Below are 17,092 nucleotides of genomic sequence, written 5' to 3'. Positions count from 1 at the left end.
AAGACGGTCCGGGACGGTCCGCGCGCGTTGTGCCCGGCGAGCGGGAGGGCGAGGCCCAGGGGCCTTGCGATCGTTCCTCGACCCGTGGTCGAGCGAGGCGCTCGATGATGCCGCCAGGTGGGGAAGTGAGGGACCTCCGTTCGGCGTGAGGAGTGCGTATGCGCAAGGTCGTTTCCCGTGACGGCACCACGACCGCCTGCGGGAAGAGGGGGGACGGCCCGCCGATCGACCCGGCCGCCGGCACGGCGAGCGGAGCCTTCAGCCCTGTCCGCGCTGCCGTTCGCACCGCCGTCCGCAGGGCTGACGCAGCGGGTGCGGGAGGTCTGCTCTGATGCGCCGCGTCGCGGTCGTCGGGGCCGGTGCGGCGGGGTCGCTGACGGCGGTCCAGCTGATGCGGCGGGCCGACCTGCTCGGCCGGGCGGTCGGGATATGGCTGATCGACCCGGCCGGACGAACCGGGCCGGGTGTCGCCTACGGCACGTCCGACCCGCGCCACCTCCTCAACGTGCCCGTCGGCCGCATGAGTGCCTTTCCCGACGACCCCGGGCACTTCCTGCGCTGGCTGACGGACCGGAACCCGCACACCGCTCCCGGCGACTTCGTCCCCCGTCAGGTGTACGGGCAGTACCTGACCGACATCGTCGAGCGCACCGCCGACGCCTGCGGGCACGCCCGCCTGCACCGGGTGCGGGACGAGGTCGTCGCCGTACGCGAGCGGGGAACCGGGCCGGTTCTGCGGCTCGCCGCCGGCGGTGAGCTGCGGGTGGACGCGGCCGTACTGGCGCTGGGCAACCTCTCCCCGGCACAGGACTGGGCCGGCGCCGAGCTCAGGGACTCCGGGCGCTTCGTCGCCGACCCCTGGGCGCCGGGTGCTCTCGACGGCCCCGCCGGGAAGGGGGACGTCCTGCTCGTCGGCACCGGTCTGACCATGGTCGACCTGGCCGCCACGCTGGCCCGCCCGGACCGCGTGCTGCACGCGGTGTCCCGCCACGGGCTCCTTCCCCGGGAGCACCTGCCCGCCGCGGCCCCGCCGGCCGAGGCGCCGCCGGACCTGGACGGTTCACGCGGTCTCGACGCGCTGCGCCGGGGCGTGCGACGGCACCTGTCCGCCACCCGCCGCGCCCGCGGGGACTGGCGTCCCGCCCTGGACGGGCTGCGCCCGGTGACGGCGGCGCTGTGGCAGCAACTGCCCGCGGCCGACCAGGTCCGCTTCCTCGTCGAGGACCTGCGGACCTGGGAGGTGCACCGCCACCGCATGGCGCCCGCGACCGCGGCCACGCTCCGCGGGCTGCTGGCGTCGGGCCGGCTGCGGATCGGCGCCGGGGAGGTGGTCGGTGCCGTGCCGGCCGACGACGCGGTGGCGGTCGCCCTCAGCGACGGCACACGGCTCCGGGTCGGTGCGGTGGTCAACTGCACCGGGGCTCGGACGGGCCCGCGCGGCACGGTGGCTCCCCTGGTGCGCTGCCTGCTGGAACGCGGCTACGGCCGGACCGGCCCGGTCGGTCTGGGGCTCGACACCTCCGGCGACGGGCGGCTGGTGCCCGCGGCCGGCGCCCCGGTCCTGCGGCTGTGGACGATCGGGGCCGCGCGGCGCGGGAACCTGCTGGAGACCACCGCCGTTCCGGAGATCCGTGCGCAGGCCGCCGAGGTCGCCGACAACGTGCTGGACGCGCTCACCGACCGCCGTACCCCCGCACCGACCGACCGCCACGGGCAGCGCCTGAGCACGTCGCCCGAGGCGGCGGAGCTGTACGACCGGGCCCTGGAGCGCATCCTGGGGGCAGCCTCGGCGCCGAGGAACTGCTGACCGAAGCCGTCGGCGTCGACCCGGGCTTCGCCGTCGGCCACGCGGCTCTGGCGCCGCTCGGCCACGAGCGCGGGAGCGCCGGGGAGACGCCCTCGGCGCTCGCGTCCGCCCGCCGGGCCGCGGCCGTGCGGGCGGACGACCGCGAACGCGGCCTGGTCGCCGCGGTGGACGCCTGCCTGACCGGTACCGAGGAGAGGGGCAAGGCGGCCCTGCTGGGCCACATCGCCGGCCATCTCCGGGACGCGCTGGCGGTGAGCGCGGCCGTACCGACCCTGGGCTGGATGAAGGGCACGGCCGTCTACAGCGAGACGGACCCGGTGCGCGACTGCCACCCCTCGTGAGACCGGGCGTTGCCGCCCCCGCTCACGCGGTCCGCCGGGGCGCGCCGCCCCGGCGCGCGGTACGGCATGCGTACGGCATGGGTACGGTGCGCGTACGACATGCGTACGGCGCGTCCCGGCGGTCGGTCGCACCGCCGGCCACCGCCCGCCCCTCGGTCAGGAGGCCGTCGGCGAGGAACTTGTTCCTCGCCGACGGCCGACCTGGTGGGCGCGTCCGTGCTGAAGCAGGCGTCACCGCCGCGCCGGCCGGTCCCGGCCCGGGGTGTCGCCGGGTCGCTCGGCGTGCGCGCGACGAAGAAGTCGAGCCGGAGCCCGGGTTCGGGCGGCGCCGGTCACCAGGTGGTGCCGGCGGGCTCCTCGATGGTGGTGTTGATGCGGTTGAAGAAGTTGGTGAGGCTGATCATCAGGATGATCGCGGAGAGCTGTTCCTCGTTGAAGTGGTCCGCGGCCTCGTTCCACACCTCGTCGGGGACGGCCTTGCCGGAGCGGTCGGCGATCCGGGTGGCCGCCTCGGTCAGGGCCAGGGCCGCGCGCTCCTCATCGGTGAAGAACGGCGCCTCGCGCCAGGCGGCCACGGCGTGAAGGCGTTCGTCGCTCTCGCCGTGCTTCTTCGCGCCCGCCACGCCGGCGAACACGCAGGCGCTGCAGCCGTTGATCTGGCTGGCCCGCAGGTGGACCAGCTCGAGGATCTGCGGGGAGACGCCGCCCTGGTACATGGCCTGGTAGATGTTCTGGATGCCCTTCATGGCGTCCGGCAGGACCATGGCGGGGTTCTTCATCCGGGCGGTGGGGGTGGTCGCGGCGTTCATCTGATGCCCTCCTGGTGATCCGTTAGCGTCTGTCACTGGACCGACGGATCCGGACGCGGGGGTGTGACAGGTGGGCGAAAACTTTTTTCTGGCCGACCGTTTCGAGGTGGAACGGCCCGGGCTGCGGGCGGTGGCCTACCGGATGCTGGGGTCGCTCGCCGAGGCGGAGGACGCCGTCCAGGAGGCGTGGTTCAAGCTCAGCCGCACCGATGTGAGCGACGTGAGGAACCTGGGGGCCTGGCTCACCACGGTCGTGGGCCGGACCTGCCTGGACATGCTGCGCTCGCGTGCTTCGCGCCGTGAGGATCCGCTGCCCGAGCGGGACGGCCCGGTCCGGCTTCCGGACCCGGTGGTCAGCCCGCTGTCCGGTGTCGACCCCGAGCAGGAGATCCTGGTCGCGGACTCGGTGGGCATCGCACTCATGATCGTTCTGGAGACCCTCTCCCCGGCCGAGCGGCTCGCCTTCGTCCTGCACGACATGTTCGACGTGCCCTTCGACGACATCGCCCCCGTCCTCGGCCGGACCACGGCCTCCACCCGGCAGCTCGCCAGCCGCGCCCGCCGCCGGGTGCAGGGCGCCGCCCCGGCGGCCGACACGGACCCCGCCTGCAAACGCGATGTCGTGGACGCCTTCCTGACCGCCTCCCGCGGCGGCGACTTCGGGGCGCTGCTGGCCGTCCTCGACCCCGACGTGGTCGCGCGCTCCGACGGCGGCACGCTCGTCCCGAGCGTCCTGCGGCGCGGCGCGGCCGACGTGGCGTCCCAGGCGATCACCTTCGCCCGCTTCGCGGCGGACGCCCGCCTCGTCCTGGTCAACGGCACACCCGGCGTCGTCTCGTTCACCGGGGGCCGGCCGCTGTCCGTCATGTCGTTCACCATCCGGGACGGCCGTGTCACCGGACTCGACATCCTCAGCGATCCCGAACGCCTGGCCGGGCTCGGCCTGACCGCCTGACGACCTGATCGTCTGACGACCTGACCGCCTGACCGCCTGACCGCATTGGCATGTTGCGGGGTGTGACGGTCTGACGGTGCGTCGTGGCATGCGGGTCCGTGATCCGGGGCTGTGCTCAGGTGGTGGTGGGCCGGGCCGGGACCGCCCGGGCGACCCCGCGGCCGGTCCGGGCACTGGTGGCCGCCCGGTCACGGGCGGGCAGGGCCGGCGCCGAAGAGGGGGTCGAGCGGCTTCCGGGCCCTGCGCGCGGAACGGCTGGACACGCTGCTCCGGGAGCGGTCGGGTGGCCTGCGGCCGTACCGGCCCGAACTGCCACGCCCCGCACGGAAACCGTTTCGGCTCCAGGGCGTTGACCGGGTAACGCCGGCGCGTCGTCGCGGGCCGGCGAGCGGGACGAGTCCGCCGGTCCCGGCCCGTGCGCCGCGTACGGGGGTTCGCGGCGCGCCGCCCGGCGTTGCGGGAGGGCGGGCGGCGGACATCAAAGACACACCGGAAGGAAGAACGGGATGACGCAGGCCTCGGTGAGCGAGCCGGACGAGCGGGTGCCGGGGCGGCGGTGGACGGTACGGCTGGACGCCGCCGACCGGGGCAGCCCGGCCGTGCGTGTCACGTGCAGCCGTCCCGCCTGTGCCGAACAGCGGCTGCCGTCCGCGGCAGCCGGCCGCACGGCCGCGGTCGCCCACCTCAAGGCCCATCTGCGCGTCGCTCCCGCCCCCAGGGCCGGGACGTACTGCGCGTGCAGGGCCGAGGGCTGCCACGCCCACCTGCCCGACACCGGTAGCCGTGCGCGTGCCGAACCCCGGCGGTGCGGCGGCCCGGTCGTCCTGGCCGTGCTCGCCGACCGGGAAGGGCGCTGGTGGCAGGCCATGGAGTGCTGCTCGCGGTGCGCGGCAGCCATCCCGGGGGCGAAGACCGCGGCCACCTCCCAGCCGCCCGGCCCCCGGAGCACCGGACACCCGGTCCTCGCGACCTCGGGTGTGGGCACGCCCCGGTTCTCCGACCACCAGATCGCCGCGGGCCCCGTTCCGGCTCCTCGTTCCGCACCCGTGCGGCGCCGCCCACCGCAGGCGAGGATCGCCCAGCGGGTCGTCCCGCACGACCTGCGGCCCCTCGCCCTGCGGGACGAACTCATCGAACTGGGTGACCTCTTCCGCGCCTACCAGCAGCGCGACCAGCCCGACTTGGCGCTGCTCGCCGACCTCCAGGAACGCAAGGCCCGCGCCTTCACCACCTGGGCCGATGTCACCGGCGACGGCCTCCTTCGGTGGGAGGCCCGGCGTGCCGAGCGGGCCGCCGCCACCACCCGCCTCCAGCACCAGCAGCGCACCGGCGGCGTCGACGACGGCGACGGGCCGGCCGTGACGCGGCTGCTGACCGTACCGACGCAGTGGGAGCACGCGCGCTCCGTCCTGGCGCACGTGGCCGACCACGCCCCGCTGCCCGGACCGGAAGCACGGCTGCTGGTACTGGTGCTGACCCTGCGCACCGCGCACACCGGCACCGGCAACCTCGTCGGCCAGGACCTCACCTCGCTGGGCCTGACCGATCCTGAGGGCCTGGTCGAGAGCCTGACCGGCTGCGGCTGGCTCACCCTGCCCGGCACCGTCGGCGACCTGCTCGCCTCCCGGCCGGAGAACCCCACCCCCGTCACCGTCCCCTCCCTGACACCCCGCGAGGACGGGACGGGCCCCTTCACGTTCGGCAAGAAGGTGCGGCCCAAGCTCTCCGGCTGGGCCCAGAGGGTCGTCTCGGACAAGAAGCTCCGCAAGGGCAAGGCCACCGCCGGCACCCGGCTGCTCGCCCTGACGCTGGCCACCCGGACCAGCGCCTCGGGATGCCTCGGTCCCGGCGGCCAGGGCATCGCCCTGGACACCCTCGCCACCCCCGTCCCGGTGGATTCCGGCGAACTGCATCACCTGGTGGACCAGTTGACCGCGGCGGACTGGCTCACCGGCACCCACCTCACCGGCACCCACCTCACCGGGCGGCTGACCGAACGCGTCCTCCCGCTCACCTGCCCTCTCCCCCGACCGGACCGGGCCGGGGACGGCACCCCGTCCGGGTACGCCGGATCACGGACCGGACGGGAGGGGAACGACCGACGGCAGCCCGACGGCGACGTCGCCGAACGCCACGGTACGCAGCGGTGAGCCAGGGGGGATCCACCTTGGACCCGGCTGGACCGGGGACCGCCGCGACGCCGGAAACCGGGTCGTCCCGGGCTTCGGCGGGGGCCTGACCACCGCTTCGGAGCGACACGCGTCCCCTCGCACGCGGACAGCTCGTCACCGGCCGGGTGTCACACTCGCGCGGCGCCCGGAAGGGGGCCGGGGCCGCCGGGACGTGGGGGATGTCGTCCCGGCGGCCCCGGTGAGCGGGGCCGCCCGTGGGCGGCTCCGCCCGGTCAGACGGCGCTGAGGACGGCCGCCGAGTTGAAGCCGCCCCGGCCGCGGGCCAGGACCAGGGCGTGGCGGACGGGTGTCTCGCGGAGCGCGGTGACGAGGTCGACGGGGCAGTCGGCCGCGGGCTCGGCGGTCCCGGTGGTCGGCGGGATCACCTGGTCGCGCAGGGACAGCAGGGCCGCTGCGACGTCGAGGGAGGCGCCGCCGGCCAGCAGCCGTCCGGTCATCGACTTCGGCGCGGTGACCGGCACGCCCCGGGGGCCGAACAGGCCGGCCAGCGCCTCCGCCTCGGCACGGTCCGCGGCACGTGCCCCGGCCGCGTCGGCGAACACCACGTCGATCTCCTCGGGGCGCACCCCGGCGTCCTCGAGGGCCAGCCGGGCGGCGTCGCCCAGGCGCGGGACGCCGGGGCCGTCGAAGGTGGCCGCGTACCCGGTGAACGCCCCGTACACGCGGGCTCCGCGCTCGCGGGCGGCGGCGTCGCTCTCCAGGACGAACAGGGCACCGCCCTCGCCGACCACGTGGCCGCGGGCCGCGGCGTCGAACGGCAGGTAGGCGCGGGCGGGGTCGGCCACGGGGCTCAGCTCGCCCGCGGCGAGGTGGGCGGCCCAGCCCCACGGGCACAGCGCCGAGTCGACGCCGCCGGTGACCATCAGCCGGGCGCCCTTGCGGATCTGGCGCCGGGCGTGGGCGACGGCGTCCAGGCCGCCGGCCTGCTCGGCGACGACGACCCCGCTGGAGCCGCGCAGCCCGTGCCGGATGGAGATCTGACCGGTGTTGACGGCGTAGAACCAGGCGAAGGACTGGTAGGCGCTGACGTGCTGTCCGCCCTTGGACCACAGGGCCTGCAGCTCGCGCTGGCCGAACTCGAACCCGCCCGCGGAGGAGGCGGTGACCACTCCGGCGCCGTACTCGGGCAGCGCGGCGGGGTCGGTGCCGCAGTCGTCGAGGGCCTCCCGGGCGGCGGCCAGCGACAGCCGGGTGACCCGGTCGGTCTGCGGCAGCAGCCGGCTGGGCAGGTGCTCGTCGTCGACGAAGCCGGGGACCTCCCCGGCGATGCGCACCGGGTAGCGGGAGGCGTCGAAGCGGGTCACCGGGCGGATGCCGCTCTCGCCGCGCAGGGTCGCCGCCCACCAGGCCTCGGTGCCCAGCCCGTTGGGGGCGGCGACGCCGATGCCGGTGACGACCGAGCCGGTGACGGCGGGGGCGCCCGGCCGGGCGGCGGGACGGTCCAGTGTGGCTGTGGTCATGCCGCCTCCTGAAGTCGCGGCCGGGTCAGGACGATGGCGCTCTGGAAGCCGCCGAAGCCGCTGCCGACGCTGAGCACGGTGTCGGTGCGCTGTTCGCGCGCGGTGAGGGGGGTGTAGTCGAGGTCGCAGGCCGGGTCGGCCTCGTGCAGGTTGGCCGTCGGCGGCACGGTGTTGTGCTCGATGGCCAGGGCGCTGGCGGCCACCTCCAGCGAGCCGATCGCGCCGAGCGAGTGGCCGATCATGGACTTGATGGAGCTGACGGGCACCCGGTAGGCGTGCTCGCCGAGGCTGCGCTTGAACGCGGCGGTCTCGTGCCGGTCGTTCTGCTTGGTGCCGGAGCCGTGGGCATTGACGTAGTCGACGGCGGTGGCGTCCAGGCGGGCCTCGTCGAGCGCCGCGCGGATCGCCTCGGCCATCTCCACGCCGTCGGTCTTCAGCCCGGTCATGTGGTACGCGTTGCTGCGCCCGGCGAACCCGGCGATCTCCGCGTAGACGTGGGCGCCGCGCCGCCGGGCGTGCTCGAACTCCTCCAGGACCAGTACGGCCGAACCCTCGCCGAGCACGAAGCCGTTGCGGGAGCGGTCGAAGGGGCGCGAGGCGGTCTCCGGCTCGTCGTTGCGCGGGCTGGTCGCCTTGATGGCGTCGAAGCAGGCCACCGTGATCGGGGAGATCGGCGCCTCGGTCGCGCCGGTCACCATCACGTCGGCGCTGCCCTCGCGGATCAGGTCGACGGCGTGGCAGACGGAGTCGATACCGGAGGTGCAGCCGGTGGAGACCAGCGAGACCGGGCCCTGGGCGCCGACCGTGAGGGCCACCTCGGCGGCCATGGAGCTGGGCACGAAGTAGTCGAAGAGGTGGGCGACCGCCCGGGTGTGGTCGACCTCCCAGGTGCTGCCGTTCTCGCTGACCACGCCGTACTCGTTGTCGAGGCCGGTGGTGCAGCCGACGGCGCTGCCGAGGGTGACCCCGGTGCGCACCGGATCGAGGACGCCGGTCAGTCCGCTGTCCTCGACCGCCTCCCGGGCGCTGACGAGGGCGAACTGGGCGGCGCGGTCGAGGCGGGCCGCGTCGGCGGCCGCGATCCCGTGGGCGACCGGGTCGAAGTCCGCCTCGGCGGCGATGCGCGAGCGGAACGTGCTCGCGTCGAACAGGGTGATGCCGCGCGTGGCGGTGCGGCCCGCGGTCAGCGTGTCCCAGAACGCGCGGGTGCCCACGCCACCCGGGGCCACGACCCCGATGCCGGTGATGACGACCCGCCTCATCGTGTGTCCCTCACAGTTGTCCTCCAGATATGAGCCCAGGTACGAGCCGGGTGCGCCGCACCACGCGGCAGGCGCGCCCGATCAGTCGGGGGGCGTGCGGGCCGCGGACGAAGAAGTGGTCACCGGGGACGGTGCGCCGGACGAACCGGCCGGTGGTCCAGCGGGCCCAGCCGTCCAGCACCGTCGCGCCGACGACGGGGTCGTCCTGGCCGTCGACGGCCAGGACGGGAACCGGGAGCGGGCCGTCCGGGTCGGCGAGCGCGTCGGCGCGCAGCGCGTCGGCGAGCCTGAGGTCGTCCCGCAGCAGGGGCAGCACGCGGCGGTACCAGAGGCTGCCGGGGGCGGCGAGCGCGCCGCCGGGCGCCGCGCCGAGGTCGGCCGCGAACCGCAGCAGCCGTTCGTCGGTCAGGTCGTCGTCGTGGCCGGCCGGCGCGGTCTGCGGTGGGGGGCTCGCGCCGACGGCGAGGCAGGCGGGGGCGGGCAGCCCCCGGTGGATCAGGGCGCGGGCGAGGGTGTGGGCGACGATGCCGCCCAGGCTGTGCCCGTACAGCACGTACGGGCGGCCGTCGGCGACCTGGCCGGCCAGGGGGTCGAGGAGCGCGTCCAGCAGTCCCTCGCGCGAGGTCGTGCGGGGTTCGCGGCGCCGGGCGCCGCGTCCGGGCAGCAGCACGGGCACGGTGCTCACCCCGGGGCCGGTTCCGGTGCGCCAGTGCGCGAAGCCGGACGCGCCCGCGCCGGCGTGCGCGAAGCAGTAGAGCGTGACCGGCGGGCCATCCCGCATGATGTATCGCACCTCCTCGGCCGCCGTGGGTGGGAGCGCATCGGCTGCTCCCGAGCCTCGCCGACGTGCCTGGAGGAAGACTCGAATCGGCCATGTGCGCGAACGCAGCGGTGGCGGCGGGCGGTTGCCGGGGGGGGAGCCGGCGGGCGCGGTCGTACGGGCACGGCCGGGCGGCGGCGACCGGGCCGGCGTCGGTCTCAGACCGCGCACGTCGTGGTGTGGACGGGTGTCCTCACCGGCGCTGCCGTGGCCGCCGGTGCCGTGACCGGCGCTGTGGTGACCACCCCTGCCGTGGCGAGCGCGCGGGCCGCCAGGGCCGGTGCGCCGCCCACGTAGGCGGTGGGGTCGAGCAGGTGCTCCAGCTCTTCGACGCTGTGGTGCGCGGTCACTTCGGGCAGGCTGCCCAGCACCTCCAGCAGGGGGACCCGGCGCAGGTCCGCGGTGTGCGAGGCCTGTGCCAGCAGGTCCTTCGCGCGCGCCCTTCCGATCCTCGGGGCGAGCAGGGCGGCCAGGCGTTCGCTGACCACCTGGCTGCCGGTCAGGCCGAGGTTGTGGCGCATGCGGGCCGGGTCGGGCGTGAGGCCCTCGGCCAGCTCGGCGGCCGTGGCGGCGGCTCCGCCCGCCAGGCGCAGCGCCTCGCGCAGCGGCAGCCACTCGGCGTGCCACACCCCGGCCGAGCGTTCGTCCTCGGTGACCAGGCACTGGGTCAGGCCCGCGGTCAGCAGCGGCACCTGCAGGGCGGCGCTGCGGATCAGCGTGGACAGCACGGGGTTGCGCTTGTGCGGCATGGCGGAGGAACCGCCCCGCCCCGGGACGGCGGGCTCGGCGACCTCCGCGATCTCCGTACGGACCAGCACCTGCACGTCGGCGGCGAGCTTGCCGAGGGCGCCGGTGGTGAAGGCGAGCGCCGAGGCGGTGTCCGCGACCGGTGTGCGCAGCGCGTGCCAGGGCAGGACGGGGCGGGCCAGTCCGGTCTCGGCGGCGAACGCGTCCACGAGCCGTTCCCGGTACTCCTCTGCGGTCGTCGCGTCGGCTCCGGGACCGGCGAACTCCAGGTATCCGGCGAGCGTGCCCGCGGCCCCGCCGAGGGAGACCGGCAGGGCGCCGCGGGCGGCCTCGATCCGGGCGGCGGCGTCCAGGACCAGCCGGTGCCAGCCCGCCGCCTTGAGCCCGAACGTGGTGGGGACGGCGTGCAGGGCGAGGGTGCGGCCGGCCATGACGGTCCCGCGGTGCCGGCCGGCCAGCGCGGCCAGCGCGGCGGCCGTCCGGTCCAGGTCGCCGAGGATCAGGTCCAGCGCCCGCCGGCACATCATCATCGTGCCGGTGTCCAGCACGTCCTGGCTGGTGGAGCCGCGGTGCACGTACTCGGCGGCCTGCGGGTCGTCGGCGGCCACCGCGTCGGTCAGGGCGCGCACCAGCCCCACGACCGGGTTGGCGGTCTCCCGGGCCTGCACCGCCAGCGCGCGCGGGTCGAACCGCTCGGCGCGGGCGGCACGGGTGATGGCGCGGGCGGCACGGACCGGGACGGTACCCAGCGCGGCCTGGGCCCGTGCGAGCGCCGCCTCGGCGTCCAGCAGGGACTGCAGCCACGCCGTCTCGCTGACGGCCTCCTCCACGGGCGTGCCCGCCCGCACGGGGGAGAACAGTCCGGCGTCCGGGCCGCCGTCGAAGGCCGTCGTCGGGTGGGTCATGGCGTCATCTCCAGGAGGTCGGCCGGGAGGCCGGGGAGGGGAACGGGAAGGCGCGCGGGACCGAGGCCGAGCACCGTGCGGGCGATGGCGTCGGAGTCGCCGAGGATCACGGAGTCGACCCCCGGCCGGATGCCGGCCGCCGTCACCCAGTGCACGGACTCGGTCGGGACGCCGTAGGCGAAGCGGCGCGGGTGGGCCCGGCCGTGGGCGTCCACGGTGTGGTACGGCCGCTCGGAGACGGCGAGGCCGGCCGACTCGTAGGCGGCTTCGCGGGCGCTCTCCATCCGGTAGGGCGCCGCCTGGCCGGTGGTGAGCAGGTACCGCAGCAGGGGGTCCGCGGTGCGGTGCAGGTCGGGCTCCGGCAGCCGTGCCTCGATCAGCGCCGCCGCGTGGACGGGCGCCGCGTCCACGCCGTCGGCCGTGGCCACGAACGCGGCCCGGTCGCCGTCCGTGCCGAGCGTGATCCGGGTGCCGGGGCCCAGCGGGCGGACCACGTCGGCCTCGATCAGCGCGCGCAGCTCCTCGATGCGGGAGACGGGGGGACCGATCGACAGGAAGGCGTTGAGCGGGGTGTACCAGCCCGTCAGCTCGTCCCGGTAGGAGTCGCCGTCCAGGCCGCCGTGGTCGACCGCGAGGCGTATCTCGTTGCGCAGGTCGCGCAGGACGTCGAGGGCGGCCTTGAGGGGTCCGTTGACGTTTCCGGCGCGGGCCTGCCGGATGTCCTCGGTCAGGTGGCCGAGCAGCCAGCGCCGGAAACTCGCGCGACCGGGGAAGCGCCGTCCCGCGGTGGGACGCTGGAGCAGGTCCCAGTCCCAGCGCCTGGAGCGGTCGATCCCGTAGGAGTCGAGGAGGCGTTCGCGGGCCGGGGCCGCACCGGCGGCGAGGAAGGCGGGCACGAACGCCGACGCCTCCCGCGCGCGGCCCTCGGCGCGCAGCAGCGTCTCGTAGTAGACGCTCTCCACCTCCAGGGAGATCAGCGGCCACAGGTCGGTGCGGAAACGGACCGGTGCCCCGTCCGGGCTGCGGCGCCGCAGCGCGTCGACGGCCTCGGGGGTGAGCACCCGCGGCCGGTGCCGGCCGTGGGGGCCCTTCTCGTTCTCGCCGCGCGCGTGGTGGGGGACGCCGCGGCGGGAGCCGGCGTAGATCCGCGGTTCCCGGCCGGAGGGGAGGTAGGTCAGCCGTCCCGAGCGGCGGACGAACCTGCCGCCGCGGCCGAGGGTGAGCAGCGCCATGCCGTCGAAGAAGTTCAGCCCCAGCCCGCGCATCAGGACGGCCTGCCCCGGCAGGACGGTGGACAGGTCCAGGTCGGCGGGGTTGGCCGGTGCGATGTACGTCAGCCCGTGCCGCGCGGCCGTCCGGGACCAGGCGGACTCCTCGGCCGAGGGGCGCCGCGGCAGGTGGCCCTGGGCGAGGACCACGGCGTCCAGGCCGCGCAGGCGGGTGCCGTCGGCGAGGGTGAGGACCTGCGGGCCGCCCGGGGTGTCCGTCTGGTCGCGCAACGCCACGGCGTGGGTACGGTGCTCGACGACACGGCAGTGGGCGGGCGCCCGGCGCACGATGCGCCGGTAGCAGTCCTCCAGATAGCTGCCGTAGAAGGCGCGGGTCGGGTAGGCGTCGGGGTGCAGCGCCGCCGCCTCGGCGTACGTGGCCTGGCCGAACCGGTCCGCGGGCGAGGCCAGGACGACGGAGCGGGCCCACTCGTACAGGTCGGGCCCCGGTTCCACCGGTCCCTCCATGGCCACCGTGTCGTCGGTGAACACCGTCACCTGGGAGGCGACGGTGTTCATCAGGAGCAGCCGCGACTGGTCCGTGCGCCAGACGCGTCCGGCGCCGGGCCGGCAGGGGTCCACGAGATGGATCGTCACCCGGCGCGGCGACGGGGCGGCCCGTTCGTTGGCGCAGATCCGTTCCAGCACCGACAGGCCGCGGGGTCCGGCCCCCACGACGCAGACGCTGAGGCGTCCGGCGTTCACCGCGCGGTCCCGGGGCCGTCGGGGGCGGGCGAGCGCCCGGGGTACGACCGGCCGGCCGGTCGGCGCCGGGCGGCGAGGGGGTCGCCGGGGCCGTCGCAGGTGCCGGGCGGGGTACCGCGCCGGCGGCGGGTGGTCATGGTCGGTGCTCTCCTCACGTCGGTCCGCCGGTGGCGGTCGCTGCGGGCGCCTGGGCCATCCCCACCGGCGGCTCGTCGGCGAGCGCGGCGAGCGCGTCGGACACGGTCGCCGAACCGCCCGCCAGGCCGGGCAGTTCGCGCAGCAGCCGGGCGCACTGGCGGACGAGTCGCGCCGCGTCGTCGTCGGCGAGCCGGGCGCGGTCGTGGACGGCGGCCAGGACGAGGCCGTCGTCGGCGTCCCGGTGGGCCGACAGGGTGACGGGGAACGCGGTGTGCGTACCGGCCGCGCGGGGCGGTTCGACGCTGATGCCCCGGGCGGCGAGCGCGGAGCGCAGAGTGCCGGAGCCGCGCCGCCGGTGCTCGAAGACGACGAGGCTCTCCACGAGTTCGTCGTCCGCGCGGCGCCCGCTCCACTCGTGGATCTGGCCCAGCGACACCCATTCGTAGGCGGCCAGCTCCAGTGCGCGGTCGCGCAGTTCGGCCAGCAGCCGGTCCACGGGCGCCGCGGGGTCGACCCGGACGGTCACGGGCAGGGAGTTCGTCAGCAGGCCGGGCAGCCGCTCGACGGATTCCAGGGCGACGCCGCGGCCGGAGACGCTGACGCCGAAGCACACCGGGGCGGGGCCCGGGGTGCCGCCCGCCCGGTACAGCAGCAGCGCCCACACCGCCTGCAGCGCGCCGGCCTCGGTGGACGCGCGGGACGCCGCCCAGGCGCGCAGCCGGCCGGCCGGTCCGGCGCCGAGCCGGATCTCGGTCCGCCCGGATCCGGTCAGGCCGGTGGCCGGGCCCGCGACCCCGGGCAGCACCAGGGCGGTGGCGTCGGGGGCCGCCGAGGACCAGAAGTCACGGGCGGGCGCGGTGTCCTGGCCGGCGAGCCAGCGGGCGTAGTCCCGGCAGTCGGGGCGGCGTTCGCCGCCCGGCAGCCGGCCCCCGGCGAGGTAGGCGCGGTAGAACTCCTCGAGCAGGACGGACACGCTCCAGTCGTCCAGTACGACGGTGTGGAAGGTCAGCAGGACCGTCACGCACGGCGGGCCGCCGTCGACGGGGGCCGGTTCGTCGACGAGGGTGAGCCGCAGCAGGCCCGGGGAGCGCAGGTCGAAGCCGCGCAGCCGGTCGCGTTGCCTCAGCTCCTCGAAGTCCGCGCGGCCGGCCCGGTGGCGCACGACCTCGGCACGGGCGCTCTCGTGCAGGACCAGGCGCGACGCGGTGTCCGGGTCGAGGGCGGCGCGCAGGACGGTCTCGTGGTCGAACACCGACTGCCAGGCCGCGGTGAACCGGCCGGTGTCCAGCGGACCGCGCCAGCGCCAGTGCAGTTGCCCCACGTGGCGGCCGGTGCCGCGGTGGGCGAGCGCGTCCGGGAGCAGGGCGCGCTGCTGGGGGGTGAGCGGGACGCTCGCCGAGGACCCGTCCAGCGGGTGGCCGTCGGTGTCGCGCCGCGCGGCCCGCCGGGCGCCCTCCCGTGGTGAGGGGGCCGGGGGGACGTCCGGTTCCCGGGCGGTGAGCGCCGCCAGCGCGCGCCGGTCGGTCCTGCCGTCGGGCAGCAGGGGGATGTGCGGCACCCGGTGGAGGCAGGACGGGACCAGGTGCGACGGCAGCCGTGACCGGAGGGCGGCGCGCAGTTCGGCGGGCGGCGTGCGCGTCACCACGTGGGCGACGATCCGCAGGCTGTCCGGAGCGTGCCGGGCCGCGTGGACGGCCGCGTCCCGCACACCGGGCAGCGACACGAGGGCGGCACGCACCTCGCCGAGTTCGACCCGGTCGCTCATGTGGTCTCCCTGTGTTCGGCGGCAGGACGGGACGGGCCCGGTCCACCGTCGCCGCACGCGCTGCCAGGAGCCTGACGCACCGCTGACGACCGCCGCCGGGTCCGGTCCCGCCACGGTCAATGACAGGGCCCGGGAGTCGAATCCGGCTGGTGAGCGGCTCGCGGGCCGCTGGTGCGCGGGGCGGGAGGACCGCGCACAGCGGGCCGGGGGCCCTCCGGTCACGCCGGGCGCGACGAGCGGGGCCCAGGGGTCTCGCGACCGTTCCTCGACCCGTGGTCCAGCGGGGCGCTCGAAGATGCCGCCAGGTGGGGAGGTGAGGGCACCTCCGATCGGCGTGAGGAGTGCGTATGCGCAAGGTCGTTTCCCGTGACGGCACCACGATCGCCTACGAGAAGGCGGGTGACGGACCGCCGATCGTGCTCCTCAACGGATCGTTCCGCGACCACACCATCTTCGACGCGCTCGTGCCCGAACTGGCGCCGCACTGCACCACCTACGTCTACGACCGCCGGGGACGCGGCGAGAGCGGGGACTCCCCGCAGTACGCCGTCGCCCGCGAGATCGAGGACCTCCAGGCGGTGATCGAGGAGGCCGGCGGGTCGGCGGTGGTGTTCGCCGGGTCGTCGGGCGCGAACCTCGCGATCGAGGCGGCACTCGCCGGCGCCCCGATCACCAGGCTGGCGCTGCACGAGCCGTTCTACCGGGTCGACGGGTTCCCCAAGCCCCCGTGGAACGTCGCCAAGACGCTGCGGGTCCTCATGGAGGAGGACCGGCGCCGGGAGGCGGTCGAGTACTTCCTCGGCAGCTTCCTGGGCCTGACCCCCGACACGGTCGCGCAGTGGCGCGAGGGGCCCATCTGGGCGGTGAACGAGGCCAACGCCCACACGCTCGCCTACGACGTGGCGATCTGCGGCGACTGCGACGTCCCGGCCGACCGGCTCGCCGGCTACACGACCGAGACCCTCGTCCTCAACAGCACCGGCACCAGCGACTGGCTGCGCGCGGCGGCACGGGCGACCGCGGCGGCCCTGCCCAACGGCCGGTCACGGGAACTGCCCGGTTCCTGGCACCGGATCGACATGGACGTGCTCGGCCGGACCCTGGCCGAGTTCGCCACCGTCTGACACCCCACGCTCCGGCACGTCACCTCACGCTCAGGAGGGCATCACCGTGACCACAGCTCACACCCTGGCCGCCGGGGCCACGGCGGAGGCCGCCGGCGCCGCCGCCACCCGCGAGCGCGGCGCCACCGTGTGGCTGACCGGGCTGCCGAGCGCGGGCAAGACCACCCTGGCCCGCGCGGTCGCCGAGCGGCTGGCCGCCACCGGCCGCCGGGCCGAGGTGCTCGACGGCGACGAGATCCGCCGGTTCCTGTCCCAGGAGCTGGGGTTCACCCGTGCGGACCGGCACACCAACGTGACCCGGATCGGCTTCCTGGCGCAGACGCTCGCCTCCCACGGCGTGCTGGTGCTGGCCCCTGTCATCGCCCCGTACGCCGCCTCCCGCGCCGCGGTCCGGGAGCGGCACGCCGCGGGCGGCACGGCGTACCTGGAGGTGCACGTGGCGACCCCGGTCGAGGTGTGCTCCGAGCGGGACGTGAAGGGCCTGTACGCCAGGCAGGCGGCGGGCGAGCTGACCGGGCTCACCGGGGTCGACGACCCCTACGAGGTGCCGGAGGCCCCGGAGCTGCGGATCCGGACCGAGGGCAGGTCGGTGGCCGACACCGCCGCCGAACTGCACGCCTTCCTGATCGAGAGGGGTCTGGGATGACGGTCCTGACGCCGGGTCCGGCGGGACTCCTCCGGGACACCGGGGCGGTCTCGCACCTGGACTCCCTGGAGTCGGAGGCGGTGCACATCTTCCGGGAGGTGGCGGGGGAGTTCGAGAACCCGGTGATCCTGTTCTCCGGGGGCAAGGA

At 75.9% G+C, this 17,092-nt stretch carries 13 protein-coding genes and 1 pseudogene; 7 read left to right on the top strand and 7 right to left on the bottom strand.

What is annotated here, in order from left to right; genetic code table 11:
* Window positions 1-331 precede the first annotated feature (331 nt).
* Complete coding sequence (locus ACGFQC_RS35670; protein WP_363093055.1) at window positions 332-1,807, top strand: FAD/NAD(P)-binding protein; 1,476 nt, start codon at window positions 332-334, stop codon at window positions 1,805-1,807.
* Between the two features lie 125 nt (window positions 1,808-1,932).
* Window positions 1,933-2,148 carry a hypothetical protein gene (locus tag ACGFQC_RS35665; RefSeq protein ID WP_363093056.1) on the top strand — a complete coding sequence of 72 codons (216 nt, stop codon included), beginning with the start codon at window positions 1,933-1,935 and terminating at the stop codon, window positions 2,146-2,148.
* A 332-nt stretch (window positions 2,149-2,480) separates the two neighbouring features.
* Here the strand turns inward: ACGFQC_RS35665 and ACGFQC_RS35660 are convergent, their stop codons facing one another.
* A complete protein-coding gene (locus tag ACGFQC_RS35660; RefSeq protein WP_363093057.1) occupies window positions 2,481-2,957 on the bottom strand; it encodes a carboxymuconolactone decarboxylase family protein in 477 nt (158 codons plus the stop codon).
* 70 nt (window positions 2,958-3,027) lie between these two features.
* Here ACGFQC_RS35660 and ACGFQC_RS35655 point away from each other — a divergent pair, with 70 nt between their 5' ends.
* Entirely contained in the window at window positions 3,028-3,912 is an 885-nt protein-coding gene (locus ACGFQC_RS35655; protein WP_363093058.1) for a sigma-70 family RNA polymerase sigma factor, read from the top strand.
* Between the two features lie 506 nt (window positions 3,913-4,418).
* Window positions 4,419-6,062, top strand: coding sequence for a hypothetical protein (locus ACGFQC_RS35650; protein WP_363093059.1), 1,644 nt, complete (start codon window positions 4,419-4,421; stop codon window positions 6,060-6,062).
* Between the two features lie 254 nt (window positions 6,063-6,316).
* On the opposite strand, the gene ACGFQC_RS35645 is transcribed toward ACGFQC_RS35650, so the two are convergent.
* The 6 genes from ACGFQC_RS35645 to ACGFQC_RS35620 form a co-directional block, all read right to left on the bottom strand.
* Window positions 6,317-7,564: a ketosynthase chain-length factor gene (locus ACGFQC_RS35645; RefSeq protein ID WP_363093060.1), complete on the bottom strand. Its 1,248-nt coding sequence runs from the start codon at window positions 7,562-7,564 to the stop codon at window positions 6,317-6,319.
* Complete coding sequence (locus ACGFQC_RS35640) at window positions 7,561-8,826, bottom strand: beta-ketoacyl-[acyl-carrier-protein] synthase family protein (RefSeq protein ID WP_363093061.1); 1,266 nt, start codon at window positions 8,824-8,826, stop codon at window positions 7,561-7,563. The genes ACGFQC_RS35645 and ACGFQC_RS35640 overlap by 4 nt, the downstream gene beginning before the upstream one ends.
* A gap of 10 nt (window positions 8,827-8,836) precedes the next feature.
* On the bottom strand, window positions 8,837-9,607 hold the full coding sequence (locus ACGFQC_RS35635; protein ID WP_363093062.1) for an alpha/beta fold hydrolase: 771 nt from the start codon (window positions 9,605-9,607) through the stop codon (window positions 8,837-8,839).
* Window positions 9,608-9,804: 197 nt separating this feature from the next.
* Window positions 9,805-11,298, bottom strand: coding sequence for a 3-carboxy-cis,cis-muconate cycloisomerase (gene pcaB / locus ACGFQC_RS35630; RefSeq protein ID WP_363093063.1), 1,494 nt, complete (start codon window positions 11,296-11,298; stop codon window positions 9,805-9,807).
* Window positions 11,295-13,271, bottom strand: a complete 1,977-nt coding sequence (locus tag ACGFQC_RS35625; protein ID WP_363093064.1) for an FAD/NAD(P)-binding protein — start codon at window positions 13,269-13,271, stop codon at window positions 11,295-11,297. Before ACGFQC_RS35625 ends, pcaB begins: the two co-directional genes overlap by 4 nt.
* Window positions 13,272-13,422: 151 nt before the next feature.
* Window positions 13,423-15,174 (bottom strand): condensation domain-containing protein, encoded by a 1,752-nt coding sequence (locus tag ACGFQC_RS35620; RefSeq protein ID WP_363093066.1) that lies wholly within the window; start codon window positions 15,172-15,174, stop codon window positions 13,423-13,425.
* A 347-nt stretch (window positions 15,175-15,521) separates the two neighbouring features.
* Here ACGFQC_RS35620 and ACGFQC_RS35615 point away from each other — a divergent pair, with 347 nt between their 5' ends.
* The 3 genes and pseudogenes from ACGFQC_RS35615 to ACGFQC_RS35605 form a co-directional block, all read left to right on the top strand.
* The gene (locus tag ACGFQC_RS35615) at window positions 15,522-16,298 is read left to right on the top strand and encodes an alpha/beta hydrolase (protein ID WP_363093067.1); all 777 of its coding nucleotides are present in this window, start codon (window positions 15,522-15,524) and stop codon (window positions 16,296-16,298) included.
* Between the two features lie 64 nt (window positions 16,299-16,362).
* Window positions 16,363-16,944 (top strand): adenylyl-sulfate kinase, encoded by a 582-nt coding sequence (gene cysC / locus ACGFQC_RS35610; protein WP_363093068.1) that lies wholly within the window; start codon window positions 16,363-16,365, stop codon window positions 16,942-16,944.
* Window positions 16,941-17,092 (top strand): annotated as a pseudogene (locus ACGFQC_RS35605) (sulfate adenylyltransferase small subunit); the annotation flags it as partial. The gene cysC and the pseudogene ACGFQC_RS35605, both read left to right, overlap by 4 nt.

The organism is Streptomyces sp. NPDC048734 (assembly GCF_043198675.1).
Taxonomy (GTDB): domain Bacteria; phylum Actinomycetota; class Actinomycetes; order Streptomycetales; family Streptomycetaceae; genus Streptomyces.
Note: the sequence above shows the minus strand (reverse complement) of the source record. Positions and strands in the feature narration are given on the sequence as shown.

What these genes read in the sequence shown, in the direction of transcription:
- ACGFQC_RS35620 (WP_363093066.1), bottom strand. Translation starts at nt 15,174, where the DNA reads ATGAGCGACCGGGTCGAACTCGGCGAGGTGCGTGCCGCCCTCGTGTCG.
- ACGFQC_RS35615 (WP_363093067.1), top strand. Translation starts at nt 15,522, where the DNA reads ATGCGCAAGGTCGTTTCCCGTGACGGCACCACGATCGCCTACGAGAAG.
- ACGFQC_RS35670 (WP_363093055.1), top strand. Translation starts at nt 332, where the DNA reads ATGCGCCGCGTCGCGGTCGTCGGGGCCGGTGCGGCGGGGTCGCTGACG.
- ACGFQC_RS35640 (WP_363093061.1), bottom strand. Translation starts at nt 8,826, where the DNA reads ATGAGGCGGGTCGTCATCACCGGCATCGGGGTCGTGGCCCCGGGTGGC.
- pcaB (WP_363093063.1), bottom strand. Translation starts at nt 11,298, where the DNA reads ATGACCCACCCGACGACGGCCTTCGACGGCGGCCCGGACGCCGGACTG.
- ACGFQC_RS35645 (WP_363093060.1), bottom strand. Translation starts at nt 7,564, where the DNA reads ATGACCACAGCCACACTGGACCGTCCCGCCGCCCGGCCGGGCGCCCCC.
- ACGFQC_RS35660 (WP_363093057.1), bottom strand. Translation starts at nt 2,957, where the DNA reads ATGAACGCCGCGACCACCCCCACCGCCCGGATGAAGAACCCCGCCATG.
- ACGFQC_RS35650 (WP_363093059.1), top strand. Translation starts at nt 4,419, where the DNA reads ATGACGCAGGCCTCGGTGAGCGAGCCGGACGAGCGGGTGCCGGGGCGG.
- ACGFQC_RS35635 (WP_363093062.1), bottom strand. Translation starts at nt 9,607, where the DNA reads ATGCGGGATGGCCCGCCGGTCACGCTCTACTGCTTCGCGCACGCCGGC.